The sequence below is a fragment of the Acidimicrobiales bacterium genome (assembly GCA_040219515.1).
GTDB lineage: Bacteria > Actinomycetota > Acidimicrobiia > Acidimicrobiales > Aldehydirespiratoraceae > JAJRXC01.
On sequence record JAVJSI010000018.1, the window covers coordinates 146,954 to 163,140 of the forward strand.

The 16,187-nt window shown below is 69.6% G+C and carries 16 protein-coding genes and 1 tRNA gene; 10 read left to right on the forward strand and 7 right to left on the reverse strand.

The features are described from left to right. Positions 1–1,575, reverse strand: coding sequence for a 2Fe-2S iron-sulfur cluster-binding protein (locus tag RIB98_18940; protein ID MEQ8843058.1), 1,575 nt, complete (start codon positions 1,573–1,575; stop codon positions 1–3). A gap of 74 nt (positions 1,576–1,649) precedes the next feature. Between RIB98_18940 and RIB98_18945 the strand changes: the two genes are divergently transcribed. Then, positions 1,650–2,570 carry a hypothetical protein gene (locus tag RIB98_18945; protein ID MEQ8843059.1) on the forward strand — a complete coding sequence of 307 codons (921 nt, stop codon included), beginning with the start codon at positions 1,650–1,652 and terminating at the stop codon, positions 2,568–2,570. Here the strand turns inward: RIB98_18945 and RIB98_18950 are convergent. Continuing rightward, positions 2,528–3,523 (reverse strand): alpha/beta hydrolase, encoded by a 996-nt coding sequence (locus RIB98_18950; protein MEQ8843060.1) that lies wholly within the window; start codon positions 3,521–3,523, stop codon positions 2,528–2,530. The genes RIB98_18945 and RIB98_18950 overlap by 43 nt on opposite strands. Before the next feature lie 27 nt (positions 3,524–3,550). After that, positions 3,551–3,871 (reverse strand): iron-sulfur cluster insertion protein ErpA, encoded by a 321-nt coding sequence (gene erpA, locus RIB98_18955; protein ID MEQ8843061.1) that lies wholly within the window; start codon positions 3,869–3,871, stop codon positions 3,551–3,553. Between the two features lie 118 nt (positions 3,872–3,989). On the opposite strand from erpA, the gene RIB98_18960 reads away from it, so the two are divergent. Together RIB98_18960 and RIB98_18965 are read left to right on the forward strand one after the other, a co-directional pair. Further along, on the forward strand, positions 3,990–5,159 hold the full coding sequence (locus RIB98_18960) for a P-loop NTPase (protein MEQ8843062.1): 1,170 nt from the start codon (positions 3,990–3,992) through the stop codon (positions 5,157–5,159). A gap of 69 nt (positions 5,160–5,228) precedes the next feature. Then, entirely contained in the window at positions 5,229–6,791 is a 1,563-nt protein-coding gene (locus tag RIB98_18965; protein ID MEQ8843063.1) for a bifunctional diguanylate cyclase/phosphodiesterase, read from the forward strand. Positions 6,792–6,799: 8 nt separating this feature from the next. Here RIB98_18965 and RIB98_18970 read toward each other — a convergent pair whose 3' ends face one another. Then, on the reverse strand, positions 6,800–7,315 hold the full coding sequence (locus RIB98_18970) for an FxsA family protein (GenBank protein MEQ8843064.1): 516 nt from the start codon (positions 7,313–7,315) through the stop codon (positions 6,800–6,802). A 23-nt stretch (positions 7,316–7,338) separates the two neighbouring features. On the opposite strand from RIB98_18970, the gene RIB98_18975 reads away from it, so the two are divergent. From RIB98_18975 to selB, 3 genes are read left to right on the forward strand one after another with little or no spacing between them, the layout of a single operon-like run. Continuing rightward, positions 7,339–8,388, forward strand: coding sequence for a hypothetical protein (locus tag RIB98_18975; GenBank protein MEQ8843065.1), 1,050 nt, complete (start codon positions 7,339–7,341; stop codon positions 8,386–8,388). A 7-nt stretch (positions 8,389–8,395) separates the two neighbouring features. Then, positions 8,396–9,700, forward strand: coding sequence for an L-seryl-tRNA(Sec) selenium transferase (gene selA / locus RIB98_18980; GenBank protein MEQ8843066.1), 1,305 nt, complete (start codon positions 8,396–8,398; stop codon positions 9,698–9,700). After that, on the forward strand, positions 9,700–11,421 hold the full coding sequence (gene selB, locus RIB98_18985) for a selenocysteine-specific translation elongation factor (GenBank protein ID MEQ8843067.1): 1,722 nt from the start codon (positions 9,700–9,702) through the stop codon (positions 11,419–11,421). The genes selA and selB overlap by 1 nt, the downstream gene beginning before the upstream one ends. A gap of 1 nt (position 11,422) precedes the next feature. Here selB and RIB98_18990 read toward each other — a convergent pair whose 3' ends face one another. Next, positions 11,423–11,677 (reverse strand): WhiB family transcriptional regulator, encoded by a 255-nt coding sequence (locus tag RIB98_18990; protein ID MEQ8843068.1) that lies wholly within the window; start codon positions 11,675–11,677, stop codon positions 11,423–11,425. A gap of 174 nt (positions 11,678–11,851) precedes the next feature. Beyond that, the gene (locus RIB98_18995; protein ID MEQ8843069.1) at positions 11,852–13,192 is read right to left on the reverse strand and encodes an NfeD family protein; all 1,341 of its coding nucleotides are present in this window, start codon (positions 13,190–13,192) and stop codon (positions 11,852–11,854) included. A gap of 26 nt (positions 13,193–13,218) precedes the next feature. On the opposite strand from RIB98_18995, the gene RIB98_19000 reads away from it, so the two are divergent. Together RIB98_19000 and RIB98_19005 are read left to right on the forward strand one after the other, a co-directional pair. Further along, positions 13,219–14,160, forward strand: coding sequence for an ArsA-related P-loop ATPase (locus RIB98_19000; protein ID MEQ8843070.1), 942 nt, complete (start codon positions 13,219–13,221; stop codon positions 14,158–14,160). Beyond that, on the forward strand, positions 14,157–15,218 hold the full coding sequence (locus RIB98_19005; protein ID MEQ8843071.1) for an ArsA-related P-loop ATPase: 1,062 nt from the start codon (positions 14,157–14,159) through the stop codon (positions 15,216–15,218). The genes RIB98_19000 and RIB98_19005 overlap by 4 nt, the downstream gene beginning before the upstream one ends. A 3-nt stretch (positions 15,219–15,221) precedes the next feature. Here RIB98_19005 and RIB98_19010 read toward each other — a convergent pair whose 3' ends face one another. Next, positions 15,222–15,575, reverse strand: a complete 354-nt coding sequence (locus RIB98_19010) for an STAS domain-containing protein (GenBank protein ID MEQ8843072.1) — start codon at positions 15,573–15,575, stop codon at positions 15,222–15,224. 89 nt (positions 15,576–15,664) lie between these two features. Here RIB98_19010 and RIB98_19015 point away from each other — a divergent pair, with 89 nt between their 5' ends. Continuing rightward, a complete protein-coding gene (locus RIB98_19015) occupies positions 15,665–16,045 on the forward strand; it encodes a hypothetical protein (GenBank protein ID MEQ8843073.1) in 381 nt (126 codons plus the stop codon). A gap of 61 nt (positions 16,046–16,106) precedes the next feature. Then, a tRNA-Pro gene (locus tag RIB98_19020) sits at positions 16,107–16,183 on the forward strand. Positions 16,184–16,187 lie beyond the last annotated feature (4 nt).

Below are 16,187 nucleotides of genomic sequence, written 5' to 3' on the forward strand. Positions count from 1 at the left end.
TCACCCTAACGACGAGGCCGGGGTGGTGTCCGACAATCGCGGGTGCGGCGTGGGCCAGACAGGCGGAAAGCCGATGTGGCGCCACGTGGCGGCGGCGACAGCAGCGAAGACGGCGTCGCTGACCGCCACGGCCGGCCCGCGCGCACCGGCGGCGTCGATGATGATCTCGATGCGCGGCGTGTCGACGGCGCGGAGGATGCCGAAGCTGCGGATGGTCAGGTCATGGATCCGACCGGCCTCGTCCACGCCGAGCGACTCGCTCGTGACCCACGACAGGCCCATGTGCGCGGCGCCGACGCAGTACGACCGCAGCACGGTCTCGTCGAGCACCTCGCCCGGTCGCACGGTGACGGTGATCGCGCCGTCGTCGGCGATCGAGGCCCGAGCCGACCCCCCGGCGGGAGCCGAGATCCAACCCGGCTCGTCGCGCTGCGAGGCGAGTAGCACGGCCGCCTCGACCCAACCCGCGCCGCGAATGGCGGCGCTGGTCGGCGGGCCGACGACGTCGACCTCCTCGACCTGCAACTCGGGGGCCACGGACGCGATGGCCGCGGCGACGCCGGCGGTGCGAGCGACGCGGACGATGCCCGATCCGTCGGCCGCGAGCCCTGCCGCGATCGGCGGCCGCTTCGGACCTCGGCGAACCGCGTCCTCTCGCGAATAGCGCACCCGCACGGCGCGGCCGTGCTCGTCGGCGAGGCGGCGCGCGACCACTCCCACCTCGCTGGCGGTCTTTCCACCGAACGCACCACCGTTCTCCAGCGGTGACGCCGGCTCACCACCCGGTTCACACCACGCGGCGTCGGTCTCCAGATAGCCCGGCTCGACCCACGAGGTGCGCAGCGTCCGCACCCACTCCCCCGCCGGGAGCTCGATGGGCGGCGCGAAGTCGGCAGTGGTGCGGCGGCCCTGCACCTTGCCCGCCCGGCGGAGCGCCTCGGCGTGGGTCTCGGCCACTTCCCAACCGTCGTCGGTCGGCACGGCGACCAACGCGTCAGCCGGCGCGGTGTCGTCGGCGAACCCGCCGCGACCCAGGGCGACATGCGGGCCCACATCCTGGCGGGTGCCACCTTCGAGCGCGGCGCGCACCGCCGCACCCTCGCTGATCGTGGGTGACGCACAACCGAAGGCGACCCACGCGTCGACCACCGGTTGCCATCCCGTGCAACGACACAGGTGCGCCTGCAGCGCCTTGGCCGCGGCGTCGCGATCGTCGTGATCGACCCCCTTGGCCCGGAGCCCCTCGAACCGGCAGATGATGCCCGGCGTGCAGAAGCCGCACTGGCTCCCGCCCGTGGCCGAGAACGACGCGGCCCACGCGGCGGAAACGTCGTCGGGGAGTCCCTCGGTGGTCGTGATCTCGCGACCGCGGACCCGACGCACCGGGGTGACACAGGAGACCCGCGGGTGGCCGTCGACGAGCACGGTGCAGCAGCCGCACTGACCCTGCGGGCTGCACCCGTCCTTCACCGCCGTGACCCCGGCGACCTCGCGCAGGACGTCGAGCAGGGTGGCCGTGTCATCGACCACCTCGACGGTCGAGCCGTCGACGGAGAGCTGCATCGGTTCCGACATCGAGCGAACGCTAGCGCCCGCAACCCGGCCTCCGAGGGGAGGTTGAGGATGGCGACGGGTTAGCGTTTTGGACCATGAGCCCACTCGATCGACGGTCCTTCATTCTCGGCGCAGTCGGAGTGGCCGGCGCCGGCCGTCTGCTCGCGGCCTGCGGCGACGACGAGAGCGGCTCCCCCGCACCGACGTTGACGACGCTCGAGCCGCTCGGCACTCCCGCACTGGTGCCGTCCTTCTCCGATGGGCTGCGGGGGCCATCGCCCTTCGTCCACTCGGTCGAGCAGCGCCTCGCCTACGTCCTCCACGACGGCAACGACATCATGCGGGCCAACGCACCCGAAACCATTCAGCTCGAGATCTTCGACGAGTCCGGCGCCCTCATCGCCGGCGGTGACTCGATTCGCCGCGACACCGGCGTGATCACGCCCTACTACTCGATCTTCTTCACGGCCCCCGCGGCCGGCACCTACCAGACCGTGTTCACCAACGACGCCGGCACCTACGAGCACCCGTTCCTGGTGCTCGAGCCGGGCGAGACGGCTGTCCCGCAACCCGGCGACCGGCTCCCGGCGGTCAACACCGCCACCGTGGCCGATGCCCGAGGGGTCGACCCGCTCTGCACCCGAGTCGAACCATGCCCGTTCCACGAGGCCGATCTCGTCGACGTCCTGGCGGCCGGTGATCGGCCCGCCGTGGTGAGCATCGCCACACCCGGCTTCTGCCAGACGGAGATCTGCGGCCCGGTGATCGAGCTGCTCATCGACACCGTGGCCGACCGGACCGATCTCGAGGTGATCCACGCCGAGGTCTATGTCGATCCACACAACGACGAGGGCCTGGCCAGCGGGACCGGCGGCGACACCACCGAGATCGTCGACGCCTACGAGCTGACGTACGAGCCCGTGCTCTTCGTGGTCGGTGCCGACGGCATCATTCGCCGCCGCCTCGATGCGATCTACGACGGGTCGGAGCTCGCCGAGGCGCTCGCGCTCGTCTGAGGCACCAGCGCTCGCCGAAGTGCGCCCATGCTGTCGCGGGCGTGCCGCTTCGACACGTCCGCCGTCGTCACCAGGGCAGAGCCGTGGAACGTGCCGGGATACGCGTGAATCTCGGTCGACACCCCGGCCTCGAGCAGGCGCATCGCATAGACGAGCCCCTCGTCTCGCAGCGGGTCGAACTCCATCACGGCCACGAACGCCGGCGGGAGTCCGTGCAGGTTCTCGCACCGGGCCGGTGCGGCGTAGTACGACACGTCGTCGGAACCAGGCGCCTCGTCGTCGCCCAGGTACCAGCTCCAACTCCGGATCGCGTTGGGACGATTCCACAGCGGCGTGTCGGTGAACTGTTGCATCGACGGTGTGGCCAATCGGTCGTCGAGCTCGGGAATGTCGAGCAGTTGGAAGCAGAGGTCCGGTCCGCCGCGATCACGAGCCAGAAGGGCCGTGGCCGCCGCCAGGCCACCACCCGCGCTCTGACCCGACACCGCGATCCGCGCCGGATCGACGCCGAGCTCGGCCGCGTTGTCGGCCAGCCACCGGAGCGCCGCGTAGCAGTCCTCGACGCCGGCGGGGTACGGGTCCTCCGGGGCGAGTCGATAGTTCACGCTCACGACGACCGCCGGGAACTCGGCCGCCACGACATCGCAGAAACCGTCCATCATCGACAGATCGCCCATGATGAATCCGCCGCCGTGGATCTCGACCAGCGCGGGCATCGGTCCGGCCGGTGACGTGACGGGCCGGTAGACGCGCACGACCACGTCGGGGTCGCCGTCGCGGCCCGGGATCATCCGATCCTCACGCGTCACGTCGGGACGCGGTTCGGGCCGAACGCCCCACGAGGCCATCGAGGCGCGGGCCTCCGCCATCGACTCGGCCGGACCCCAGTCGATCGTGGTCGGGAGCAGCTCGACGATCTCCGCGAGCTCTGGGTCGAAGTTGCGATCCGTCATGGACCGCAACCTAGTCAGTCAGGTCGATCAGCTGAAGCTCTGACCGCAACCGCAGGTCTTCTGCGCGTTGGGGTTGTCGATCGCGAAGCCGGCGTCCTGGAGGCCGTCCTTGTAGTCGAGGGTGGCGCCCTCGAGCAGCTGCGCCGACGAGGGATCGACGACGACCTCGACCTTGCCGAACGCGGTGACCATGTCGTCGGCCGCGCGATCGGTGTCGAAGTACATCTCGTAGGAGAAGCCCGAGCAGCCACCGGGACGCACGGCCACTCGCAGTGCGAGACCTTCGTCGCCTTCGGCGCTGATCAGTTCGTCGACCTTGGAAACTGCTTGTTCGGTGAGGGTGATCATCTGGCTACTCCAACTATTCGAACGGCTCGAATGGGTGAACCTGAGTGTAGCTGGCGTTATTCCTCAGGCCCCTACGCGCCCGCCGTGGCCGGGCCGAACCCGCCGGTATCCTTGAACCGTGGCCCCCACCGCACCCCCGACCCCCGAGTACGTGATGGGACTCCTGCGCGGAGTGATCGATCCCGAACTGGGCAGCGACATCGTCGAACTCGGCATGGCCAAGAGCGCCAAGGTCGACGACGCGGGTCACATCCATCTCGACATCGCGCTGACCACCAGCGGCTGTCCTCTCCGTGCCCAGATCCAGAAGGACATCCGTAGCCGGCTCACGAGCCTGCCCGGCGTCACCCGGGTAACGATCAGCTGGGGCGAACTCACCCAGGAAGAGCGGTCCGAGGCGATGTCGAAGGCCCGCTTCAACGTGAGCAAGGACGCGCCCGACACCGCCGTCCCACCCACGACCAAGGTGATCATGATCGCGTCGGGAAAGGGCGGGGTCGGCAAGTCGTCGATGACCACCAACCTGGCCGCCGCACTCGCCGAATCCGGCTTCGCCGTCGGCGTCATGGACGCCGACATCTGGGGCTTCTCGGTCCCGCGCATGCTGGGGGTCGAGGGCGACCTGCTCGCCAAGGAAGGCAAGATCACGCCGCTCATCCGCCACATCGGCGAGGGACGTCTGGAGATCGTCTCCATGGGCTTTCTCGTCGCCCAACAGGACTCCGCCCTGATGTGGCGCGGCCTCATGCTCAATCGGGCCGTCCAGCACTTCTGCCAGGACGTCGCCTGGTCGGACGACCTCGACTATCTCCTGATCGACATGCCGCCCGGCACGGGCGACGTGCAGATGGGCCTCGCCAAGATGCTGCCCCGGGCCGAGATGATCATCGTCACCACCCCGGCCGGCAACGCGCAGAAGGTGGCGGCGAGGGTCGCCGACATGGGCCGAAAGAACTACCTCCGCATCGTCGGCGTGATCGAGAACATGAGCGAGTTCGTCGCCCCCGACGGCTCGCGCCACACCCTCTTCGGCAGCGGCGGCGGCCAGGCGCTGGCCGACGACATCGGCGTGCCGTTGCTGGGCGCCGTGCCCATCGAGCCCGGCGTGAGCGAGGGCGGCGACATCGGCGAACCGGCTGCGCTGGGCGAAGGAGCGGCGGCCGACGTCCTCCGTTCGATCGCCCGGGCGCTCGCCGAGGAACACGTGCCGCCGGTCGAGATGGCCGGGTGCAGCGCCCGCATGCTCGACGCCGCAGTGGCCGCCCTCGACGAGCTGGATCTGGCCTAGACGTCGGCCTCAACTCTCCACCCGGTGGGCCGATTGGACCGTTGTGGAATCAGTTCTGAGTAGTCGCAGATGACAGCCTGGAACCGTCGCGTCGCCGCCGCCACCCGCGTGCGGGAGGTCGGCGACCCCGAGGCGATCGAAGAGAAGCTGCGGTCGATGGGTCTGCCCACCGGCATGCATCCCGATGACATCGTGACCGTTGCGACGATGCTGCGGGTGGCCGAGTCCCGCGGCACCGGCTTCGGCACCACGATCCTCGCCCGCGTCGCCGAGACCGACGGGTCCACCCGCGACGTCCGCATCGTCATCCTCGGCAACGACGGTGGCGCCACCACGCTCGTGGGCGACTACGACCCCGAGATCACCGTCGACGAGCTCACCGGCCTGCCCGGACGCCGCTACGCGATGGAGACGCTCGACCGCGCCCTCCAGGGATGCCTCAACGCCGAACACAGCGTCGGTGTGTTCTTTCTCGACGTCGACCGGTTCAAGACCGTCAACGACTCACGCGGCTTCAGCGCCGGCGACCAGGCCCTGCGGGACCTCGCCGCCAATCTCGGCGGAACCCTTCGGCCCGATGACACCATCTGCCGGCTCGGCGGTGACGAGTTCGTCGTCGTCTGCCCGGAGATCTTCGGGATCGCGGAGGCCATGTCGGTGGCCGAGCGCCTCCGCCTCGCCTGCGCCGAGGCGGAGATCGACACCCCGCTGTCGGGACTCACCGTGTCGGTCGGCATCGCGATCGGTCGAGCCGAGCGAGGCGCCGAGGACCTGATGCGCGAGGCAGAGACTGCCCTGTACCAGGCCAAGGGGCTCGGCCGCGACCGCTGCGAGGTCTTCGACGAGGACCTCCGCACCAAGGTCGAGCGGCGCATCACCGTCGACCAGCAGCTGCGCCGGGCGCTCGACGACGACGCGATCCTGGTCCACTACCAGCCGATCGTCGACACATCGACACGAAGGATCGTCGGCGTGGAAGCGCTCCTCCGCATCATCGGTGGCGACGGTGAGCACCTCAACCCGCGTGAGCTGGTCGAGGCGGCCGAGGACGGTGGCCTCATCCGCCGCATCGAGGAAACGGTGCTCGAACGAGCCGCCGCGGCGATCCGCGATCTTCCCGAGACCGACGACCCGATCTTCCTGTCGGTGAACGTGTCGGACCGACAGCTCGGCGACAGCCGGTTCCCGCTGGCCCTCGCTCGCACCCTCAACGCAGCCGACTTCCCGGCCGAGCGTCTCCACCTCGAGATCAACCGCGCCGTTCTCGATCGCAAGGGTGCGGCCGTCCGGCTCGTCACCCAGCTCCGCGCCCTCGGTGTGGTCGTGGCGATCGACGAGTTCATCGGCGCCAGCGATACCGATCTCGTGGTGCCCGACGGTGTCGATCTCGTGAAGCTCGACAAGCGGCTGGTGCACGGTGTGCACGGCGACCGGGGTCGGGCGCGGGCCGAGCTGGTCATCAGCGGCATCCTCGACCGGTCACTCGACGCCTGCGCGGTCGGTGTGGAAACCGAGCAGGACCTGACGGCCGTGGTGGAGCTCGGCTGCCGCTACGCCCAGGGCTACCTCTTCTCGCCACCCATCGATGCCGCGCAACTCGAGGCGCTGCTCACCGACGCCGCCGACGCCTGACGGCCAACTCAGTCCGAGATCGGGCCGAGTTCGATCGAGCCCGGCGGGTCGTCGTCGTCATCATCCACAGTGCTGCCATCGACCGGGCTGCCGTCGACGATGTCGCTGTCGACAGTGGTCCACGGTCGGCGGCCGAAGCCGGCCGGTCCGAAACCGGCCACCTTGATCGAACCGGTGAAGCGGGACTTCAGGGTGTTGCGGACCACCGCTCGAGTCGGGGGCAACAGCAGCAGGAAGCCGAGGCCGTCGGTGAGGAAGCCGGGCGTGAGCATCAGCGCGCCCGCGAACAGCACGAGCATGCCGTCGATCAGGTCATTTGTGGGGGCCTCGCCTCTCGAGAGCGAGCCCCGGACGTTGGCCAGAATCGAGAATCCTTCGCGGCGCACGAGCCACGCGCCGACGACGCTGTCGAACACGAGCAGACCCAGTGTTTCCCATCCACCGATGGCCGCATCGACCTGCACGATCAGGTAGATCTCGATGATCGGCACGATGATGAATGCGATCACGAGGAAGCGGAACACCCCGTCATCCTAGGCTGACCCCCATGTTCAGCGACCTCGGCGATCTCCAGGCCGAACCCCTCGGCACGGTCCTGGTCGACGCCGGTGCCGCCACCGGCCGGGTCACCGCGGCGCGAGTCGAGTCGATCGACGACGGCGCCGGATTCCTCGGCACGCTCGCCCGTGTCCACCTCACCTGGGTCGACGGTGACGGTCCCGCGTCGGTCGTCGCCAAGCTCCCCACGACGATCCCGGCCAACCAGGAGATCGTCGACCAGTTCGGTTACGACCGTCGCGAGGCCGGCGTCTACCGCGACCTCCGACCATGGGAGCGCGCACCGTCGCCCCGTGTCCTCGCCCAGCATTGGGACGACGACGCAGGTCGGGGATGGCTGCTGCTCGAGGATCTTCACGACCACGACGCCGGCGACGGCGTGGCCGGGGCGACCGACGACCAGGCGTTCGCGGCCATCACGGCCCTGGCGCAATGGCACGCCGCGTTCTGGAACGACGCCAGCCTCGCGACGCTCGAATGGCTGCCGGCCAGCACCGACCCGGTCGTGGCCGGCTACGGGCAGATCTTCGACATGACCTGGGGCATGTGCGTCGACCGCCTCGGCGGCGTCGACGCCGAGATCGACACCGCGGCCCGGCTCGGTCGTGGCTACTTCGACCGGGCCGTGCACGAGTTCTCGACCGGCGATCGCACCCTCGTGCACGGCGATGCCCGTCTGGACAACCTGCGCTTCGGACCCGACCGGGCCGTGTTGCTCGACTTCCAACTCGCCGCCCACGGGCGCGGGATCTACGACGTCGCGTTCTTCTGCGCCGGCTCGTTGCGCACCGAGGACCGCCGCCGACTCGAACCCGCCCTGATCGACCACTATCGCTCGACCCTCGCCGGACTCGGCATCGACCTCGAAGCCGAAGCCTTGTGGCGTGACTACCGGCTCGGTCACATGATGAACCTGCCGAACCCGGTCAGCGCGCTGGCCGTGGTCACCCCGGCCGACGAACGCGGCGCCGAGTTCCTCCGCCGCAACGCACAGCGGGGGCTCGCGGCCGTCGCCGATCACGTCGCCCTCCTAGGCTGAGCCGACCGTGTCTGCTGCTTCCGATCCCGTTTCGAATCGTCCACCCTCGGTCGACGCACTGGCCCGCTCGATCGCCGACGTCGGCCTCCCCCACCCGTTGCTGGTCGACGCGGCCCGAGCGACGATCGCCGACGAGGCGCCGGATCCCCACGCCGACGCTCGCCGTCGCGCCGTGGCGATGCAGCGGAAGATGCTCATGCCGGTCATCAACGGCACCGGCACGCTGCTGCACACCAACCTCGGCCGCGCCCCCTTGGCGTGGAGCCAGGACGCCACCTACTCCAATCTCGAACTCGACCTGACCACCGGCGAACGCGGCTCGCGCATGGGCACCGCGCCGGCGCTCATCGCCCGCGCCTGCGGGGCCGAGGCGGCCATCGTGGTCAACAACTGTGCGGCGGCCGTCATGCTCGTGCTCGCCGCCCTGGCCGACGGCAAGGGTGTGGTGGTGTCGCGCGGCGAACTCGTCGAGATCGGCGGTGGCTTCCGCGTGCCCGAGGTGATGGAGCGCTCCGGCGCCCGCCTGATCGAGGTCGGCACCACCAATCGCACCCGGCTCGCCGATTTCGAGCGGGCCGTCGCCGAACACGGCGACGACGCGCGGATGCTGCTCCAGGTCCACCAGTCCAACTACAAGATCATCGGCTTCACCGAGGCACCGCGCATCGCCGAGCTCGCCACGATCGATCGGCCCTTGGTGGCCGACATCGGGTCGGGCCTGCTCGACTCGCGCTGCGGCTGGCTCCGGTCGGGACCCCCGGGCTGGCTGGCCGAGGAGCCGGCGGCCCGTCAGACCCTCGAAGCGGGCGCCGACCTGGTCACGTTCTCCGGCGACAAGTTGTTCGGCGGCCCCCAGGCCGGGGTCATCGCCGGCCGGGCCGATCTGGTTGCCACCATCTCGCGGCATCCACTGGCCCGGGCACTGCGGCCCGGATCGCTCGTCCTCGGCGCGCTACAGGCCACCGCGCTGGCCTATCTGCGCGGCGACGGCGACGCGATCCCGTTCTGGCGCATGGCTGCCCTCTCCGTCGACGAACTGCGGATGCGGGCGACGGCGCTCGGCGTCGGGGATCCGATCGACACCGAGTCCACGCCCGGCGGCGGCACGCTGCCCGAGGTCGCCATCCCGTCGGCCGGTGTCGCGGTCGACGGTGACCATCGCGCCACGCTGCGCCGGCGGGCCCGGCCGCTGATCGGTCGCGTGGCCGACGGTCGAACGATCATCGATCTGCGGACCGTCGAACCCGACGACGATGCCGAGGTCGCAGCCGCCCTGCGCGAGACCTTCCGCGAGACCCCGCGCGAGCCCTGATGCACGTCGTCGCCACTGCCGGCCACGTCGACCACGGCAAGTCGACCCTGGTCAAGGCGCTCACCGGCACCGATCCCGACCGCCTCGCCGAGGAGAAGGAGCGGGGCCTCACCATCGATCTCGGGTTCGCGTCGGCCACGCTCCCGTCCGGACGCGGTGTGGCCTTCATCGACGTGCCCGGCCACGTTCGTTTCCTGAAGAACATGCTCGCCGGCGTGGGCAGCGTCGATGCCTGTGTCTTCGTCGTGGCGGCCACCGAGGGATGGAAGCCCCAGTCCGAAGAGCATCTGCGCATCCTGTCGCTGCTCGGTATCACCCACGGCCTGGTCGCGCTCACCAAGGTCGGGTTGGCCGACGACGAGCTCCGCGAGCTGGCTGCGCTCGAGATCGAGGACCGCGTGGCCGGCACGTTCCTCGAGGGTGCGCCCGTCGTGGAGGTCGACGCACTCGACGGGGTCGGCATCGACGCACTCCGAGTGGCGCTCGACGATCTGCTCGACGCCACCCCCACGGCCACCGACCACAAGCGGCCCCGGTTGTGGATCGACCGGGTGTTCGCGGCCAAGGGGTCGGGCACCGTCGTCACCGGCACCCTCACCGGCGGGGTGATCCGGGTCGACGACGAACTTCGGGTCTTGCCGTCCGGGGCCGCGGTCAGGGTCCGAGCGCTCCAGAGTCTCCACGCCGAACGCACCAAGGTCGGCCCCGGCAATCGGGTGGCGGTCAACCTCGGTGGCGTGAGCCATGACGACCTGCGACGCGGCGACGTCCTCGTCAAGGCCGGGCAGTGGCACGTCACCGAACGCTTCGACGGCCGCCTCGACGTGCTCGAGGCACTGACCCAGCCGGTCACCCGGCGGGGTGCGCACGTGGCCTACATCGGCTCGGGCGAGTATCCGGCCCGGGTGCGGGTGCTCGGTCCGACGGAGATCGCACCCGGCACCACCGGGGCCGTGCGCGTGCACCTCCCCGTCGGCCTTCCGCTGCTCCCCGGCGACCGGTTCATCCTGCGCGAATCCGGCCGGGGCGTCACGCTCGGCGGCGGCGAGATCCTCGACGTCGATCCCCGAGTGGTCGCCGCGAAAGCGGTGCCCGACCGATCGGTCGATCGGGTGATCGCCGAGCGGGGCCGGGTCGAGGTCGAGCAGCTCCTCCGCCTCACCGGCGAACGGCGCGAACCCGACGTGGGTCGGTGGGCGGTCGCCCCGGCCGCGCTGGCCGACACCCGGGCCCGTCTGGCCGATGCCGTCGCCGGCGCGGGCCCGCTCGGCCTCGACGTGGCCGGTCTCGACGACTTCGACCGGGCCGTACTCGACACGCTCGATGGCATCGAGTTCGACGGGGGTCATGTGCGTGAGGCCGACGCCGTCGATCCGCTCGCCGACCATCCGTTCGTCGCCCGGCTGGAGGCCGAACCCTTCGCACCGCCGGGTCCCGACGGGGTGGACCGGGCCGAGCTACGGGAGCTCGTCCGTCGCGGCGACGTGGTCGACGCGGACGGTGTCTACTTCGCCGCTGCGGCCATCGACGCCGCGGCGCGGGTGGTTGCCGAGTTGCTCGCGGCCGAACCGGACGGGGTGACCGTCGCCGCCATCCGCGACGCATGGGGCACCTCTCGGAAGTTCGCGATCCCGCTGGTCACCCATCTCGACGAGAACGGCATCACCCGCCGACGCGACGATCTGCGCATCGCAGGACCCCGACTCCCCGACCTCGGGTAGGTCAAACAGTCAACAGCTCGCGGCGCTCACTCTCGCTGAGACCGCCCCAGATACCGTGCTGCTCACGGATGGTGAGCGCGTAGGAGAGGCAGTCGTTGCGCACCGAGCAGGTCTCGCAGATGGCCTTCGCGTTGCGTTCGCGGTAGCGCTTCTCGTCTCGTCGCTCGGGGCTGGGGGGCGGAAAGAAAACCGCCGCCTGAGGTCCGCGGCACGCCGCCTTCAACTGCCACTGAACCTCGATGCTCTGTACTGCCATGTCCACTTCCCTTCTCCAACCGATGGCTTAGTAGAGATGAGACGGATGTCACAACCGCGCTGCGCGGTTGTTTGCCGAAACCGAACGCCGAGCGTGGGATTCGCCCGATTTTCCTTGTATCGGCCGCTGAATTCGGCACCTTGACGCCCGGGGGCAGATTCAGGGCGGCACCGCTCAGGTCGGGGAATCGACGTCGCCGGGGCGCATCTCGCGATAGTCGCGGGCGCCACCTTCCTCGGGCTCGATCTCGAGCCACAGGCCCTCGATCGCCACGACGCGCACGGGGTCGCCGGCCAGGATCGGCGTCGTGCGATTGACCATCGCCCGCCAGGGAGCGCCGTCGATCATCACGATGCCGTCCTTCTTCACCTCGGTGACGGCCTCACCCATCATCCCGATCATCCACTCACGACCGATCGTCGGCGTACCGAAACGAGTGCGCACCATGGCCGGCATCCCGTTCATCATCGACAGACCGACCCCGATGATGCCGACGAGCAGCGTGATCCACGAGATGGAAAACCCGTCGTAGAGGAACAGCGATCCCACGACGAGACACAACGTGGCGATCGCCGACCACGCCCGGGGCACCCCCGTCTGGACGTCGACCGCGTAGCCGAGCATCGCGATGACCAGCAGGGCGAGGGCCCACGTGCGTACGGGCAGCACATCGAGGCCGTAGCAGCCGAGGATGAAACACACGGCACCGACCACACCGGCGATGCCGATGCCCGCGGTGTAGAACTCGAAGATCAGCAGGGCGGCCCCGATGAGGAACAAGAGGTAGGCCATCGCCGGGCTGGCCACGCTGTGCATCCAGCCCTTGAAGAGCGACAGCTTGCGAAGCCGCACCGGCGACGCGATCTCGCGCACGGCTTCTTCGCCGCTGGTCGTGTCGACCACGCTGTCGAAGCCCGGGAGCTCGTCGCCGACCTGCGGACCCAACGCGAACAGGGCGAGCGTGGGCGATTCGTGGTCGATCAGGCCGAGGTCGATGGCCTCCAGGTCGTCGATCGTGGTGTTCTCGAGACCGACGAGCAGCTCGGCCACGTCGTCGTCGAGAAACTCGCCGACGACCAGCTGACCGGTGTTGCCGAACTTCGCGAACGACGCGATGCCCATCTCGTCGGTGACGGCCATGAGCTGCGCGATGCCGCCCTCGGCGGTGGCACCGCTGGGGCCGACCCAACCGTAGATCGGCACGGTGGATTCGTGGATGCGGCGGGCCAGCTCGATCAGCCGGGCGTCGTCGACGACGGTGGCCGAGCTGTTGACCTGGAGGATGACGCCACCCGAATCGGCTTCCTCGGCCTCGGTGATCGACTGCTCGATGAAGTCGGCCACGATCACATCGATGAAGCCGGAGACCTGCACGATGTCGAACACCGCCGACCCGGGCGCGGGGTCGTCCGTTTCCTGGGCCGGTACATCCTGGGCGTTGGCGGCCGGCGCCAAGGCGAGGATGCCGAACGCCATGCCGATCATCGTGAGCGCTAGCGTGATGCGGCGGCGCACGTCGCGTACCCGTCTCGAGGAGGGGAATGGATCCCGGTCAGTTCTTCGCATCGTCGCGGGTCCTCATCGTGGCAGGGAAGGGCGGAGTCGGGAAGACCACAGCCTCGGCCACCCTGGCCTTGGCCGCAGCGCGCACCGGCCTCTCGGTCCTCCTGGTGGAGGTGGCCGGTCGGTCGGCGACGGCACCCATGTTCGGTGCCGACGCACCAGGCTACGAGGAGTCGACCGTCTATGACGAGGCGGCCGCCGGCTCGGTCCGTGCCCGGTCCATCACGCCCGACGATGCGCTGGTCGAATGGCTGAAGAAACACGGCTTCGCCCGTATCGCCAAACGCATGGCCAAGAGCGGCCTGCTCGAGATCGTGGCGACGGCCACGCCCGGCATCAAGGACCTGCTGGTCCTGGGCCGGATCAAGGCGCTCGAGGCCGAGGGCGTCGCCGACCTGATCATCGTCGACGCCCCCGCCGCCGGCCACGCCATCCAGTTCCTGCAGGCCCCGGTGGGGGTCCGCGAAGCGGCCCGTACCGGCGTGCTCAACCGTCAGGCCGTGGAGGTGCTCGAGATGCTCGACGACCCGAGTCGGTGCCGGGCGGTGCTCGTGAGCATCCCCGAGGAGACGCCGATCAACGAACTGGTCGACACGGCGTTCGCGGTCGAGGACGAGGTCGGCCTGGCGCTCGGACCGGTCGTGATCAACGGCATCCTGCCGACGATCGCCGGGCTCGGCGATGTCGACGGTTTCAGCGATCTCGCCGACACCGAGGTCGCCGACGTGCGGCTCGCGGCCGACCTTCGTCGTGATCGGTTGTCGTTGCAGGCCGAACAGCTCGAACGGCTCGAAACCCAGCTCCCGCTCGCCCAGATACGGCTACCCCAGCTCTTCACCACCGAGATCGGTCCGGCCCAGCTCCACGAGTTGGCCGACGCAGCCCTCGCCTCGATCGAGGCGCTCGAGGAGTGGGCATGACCTATCGCGAGCTCGCGGCCGAGTGTGAGGTCATCGTCTGTTGCGGCACCGGCGGCGTCGGCAAGACCACCACCGCGGCGGCCACGGCGATGGCGGCGGCCTCGATGGGACGCCGCGCCGCGGTGGTCACGATCGACCCGGCCAAACGCCTCGCCGACGCGCTCGGCATCGGGGAGCTGGGCAACGACCCCACCGTGATCGAAGGACCGTGGTCGGGCACGCTGGCCGCGCTCATGCTCGACACCAAAGCCACGTTCGACGACGTCGTCCGTCGACACGCCGGCAACGACGAGCAGGCCGACACGATCCTGGCCAACCGCTTCTATCGCAACATCTCCACGAGCCTCTCGGGCACGCAGGACTACATGGCCGTCGAGAAGCTGGCCGAGCTGCATTCGTCGGGCGATTGGGACCTGGTCGTCGTCGACACGCCGCCGACGCGGGACGCTCTCGCCTTCCTGGAAGCCCCGAAGCTGCTCACCCGGCTGCTCGACAACGCCATCTACAAGCTGCTGATCTCACCGAGCCAGGGCGTACTGCGGGCCGTCAACCGCGCCGCCGGCGCCGTCGTCCGACAGCTCTCGCGGGTCGTGGGGGCCGAGGTGGTCGACGACGCCATCGAGTTCTTCCAGGCCTTCCAGGGCATGGAGGACGGGTTCCGCGAACGGGCCGACGCCACCCTTGCGCTGCTGGGAGCGGACTCGACCGCGTTCGTGCTCGTCGCCTCGCCGCGAGCTGACACCATCGTCGAGGCGAAGTACTTCCTCGACCGACTCGGCAAGGCCGATCTCGACGCCGCCGCGATCATCGTCAACCGGGTGCTCCCGGCGCTCACCGTGGATCTCGCTCGGGCCGAGGCCATCAAGGAGGCCCACCCGAGCGGTCCGGCGCAGGCGCTGGTCGACCACGCGGCCGCAGCCGCAGGCGACGACGACCGCATCGCCGACCTGCTGTCCGCTGCGCCCGACGCAACGGTGGCCCGCGTGCCGTTGTTGCCGAGCGACGTCCACGACGTCGACACGCTGCGCCACATCGCCGAGATCCTCACGCAGGCGTGAGACTCAGGCGTCGGGGTCTTCGTCGAGGGCGGCGATGGCGCCCTTGTAGTCGTCCTTGACCGGCACGATGCGATCGAAGCCGGTGGTGTGGAGCAGCTTGGTGATGGCTTCGCGATCACTGAAGATCACGACCCGGCCCTCGGACTCGCGAATACGACGGATGCCGCCGATGAGTGCACCGAGGCCGGCGGAGTCCATGAACTGCACGCCGGAGAGGTTGACGATCACCCGCGGTTCGTCGGCGAGTTCGGCGAACGCCTCGCGGAACTGGGCGACGGAATAGGCATCCAGTTCGCCGGCAGGGCACAGATCGACCTGGGTTCCGTCGTCGGATCGGTTGGCGTTGATCTCCAGCACCGGCGCATCGTAACCCCAACCGTTCGCCGCCCACACGCGGGCCGGCCCAACATGGGCGCCGACCCGCCACCCGTGTACGATTTCGCCTCGTGACGGACATCCTTCTCGCGACCGACGCCGATTGGCTCGTCGACGACATCGAGGCCGCCCTCGGTGGCGTCCACCTCATCCATCGGGTGCGGGCCGGAGTCGACGTGGTGCCGGCGATCAACGAGATCGATCCGGCCCTTGTGCTGCTTGATCTCCAGATCGGCAACATGGGTGGCGTGGCCGCCTGTATCGCCGTGAAACAGCGGGTGACGATGGGTGATATCGAGGACCGACCGGTGCTCCTGCTGCTCGATCGCGACGTCGACGTGTTCCTCGCCAGGGAAGCCGACGCCGACGGCTGGCTCGTCAAGCCGCTCGACGCCTTCGGCACGCTGCGAGCGGTCGAATCGGCCCTCGCCGGCAATCCCGTCGCCAGCTGATCCCGGCGAGGATTTCGCGACCATTCAGCGGCGGGCCCCGCTACCCTCGTGTTTCTGCACACGGGCAGTGGCGCAGGTTGGTAGCGCGCCTCGTTCGGGACGAGGAGGTCGTGGGTTCAAATCCCGCCTGCCCGACCAAGAA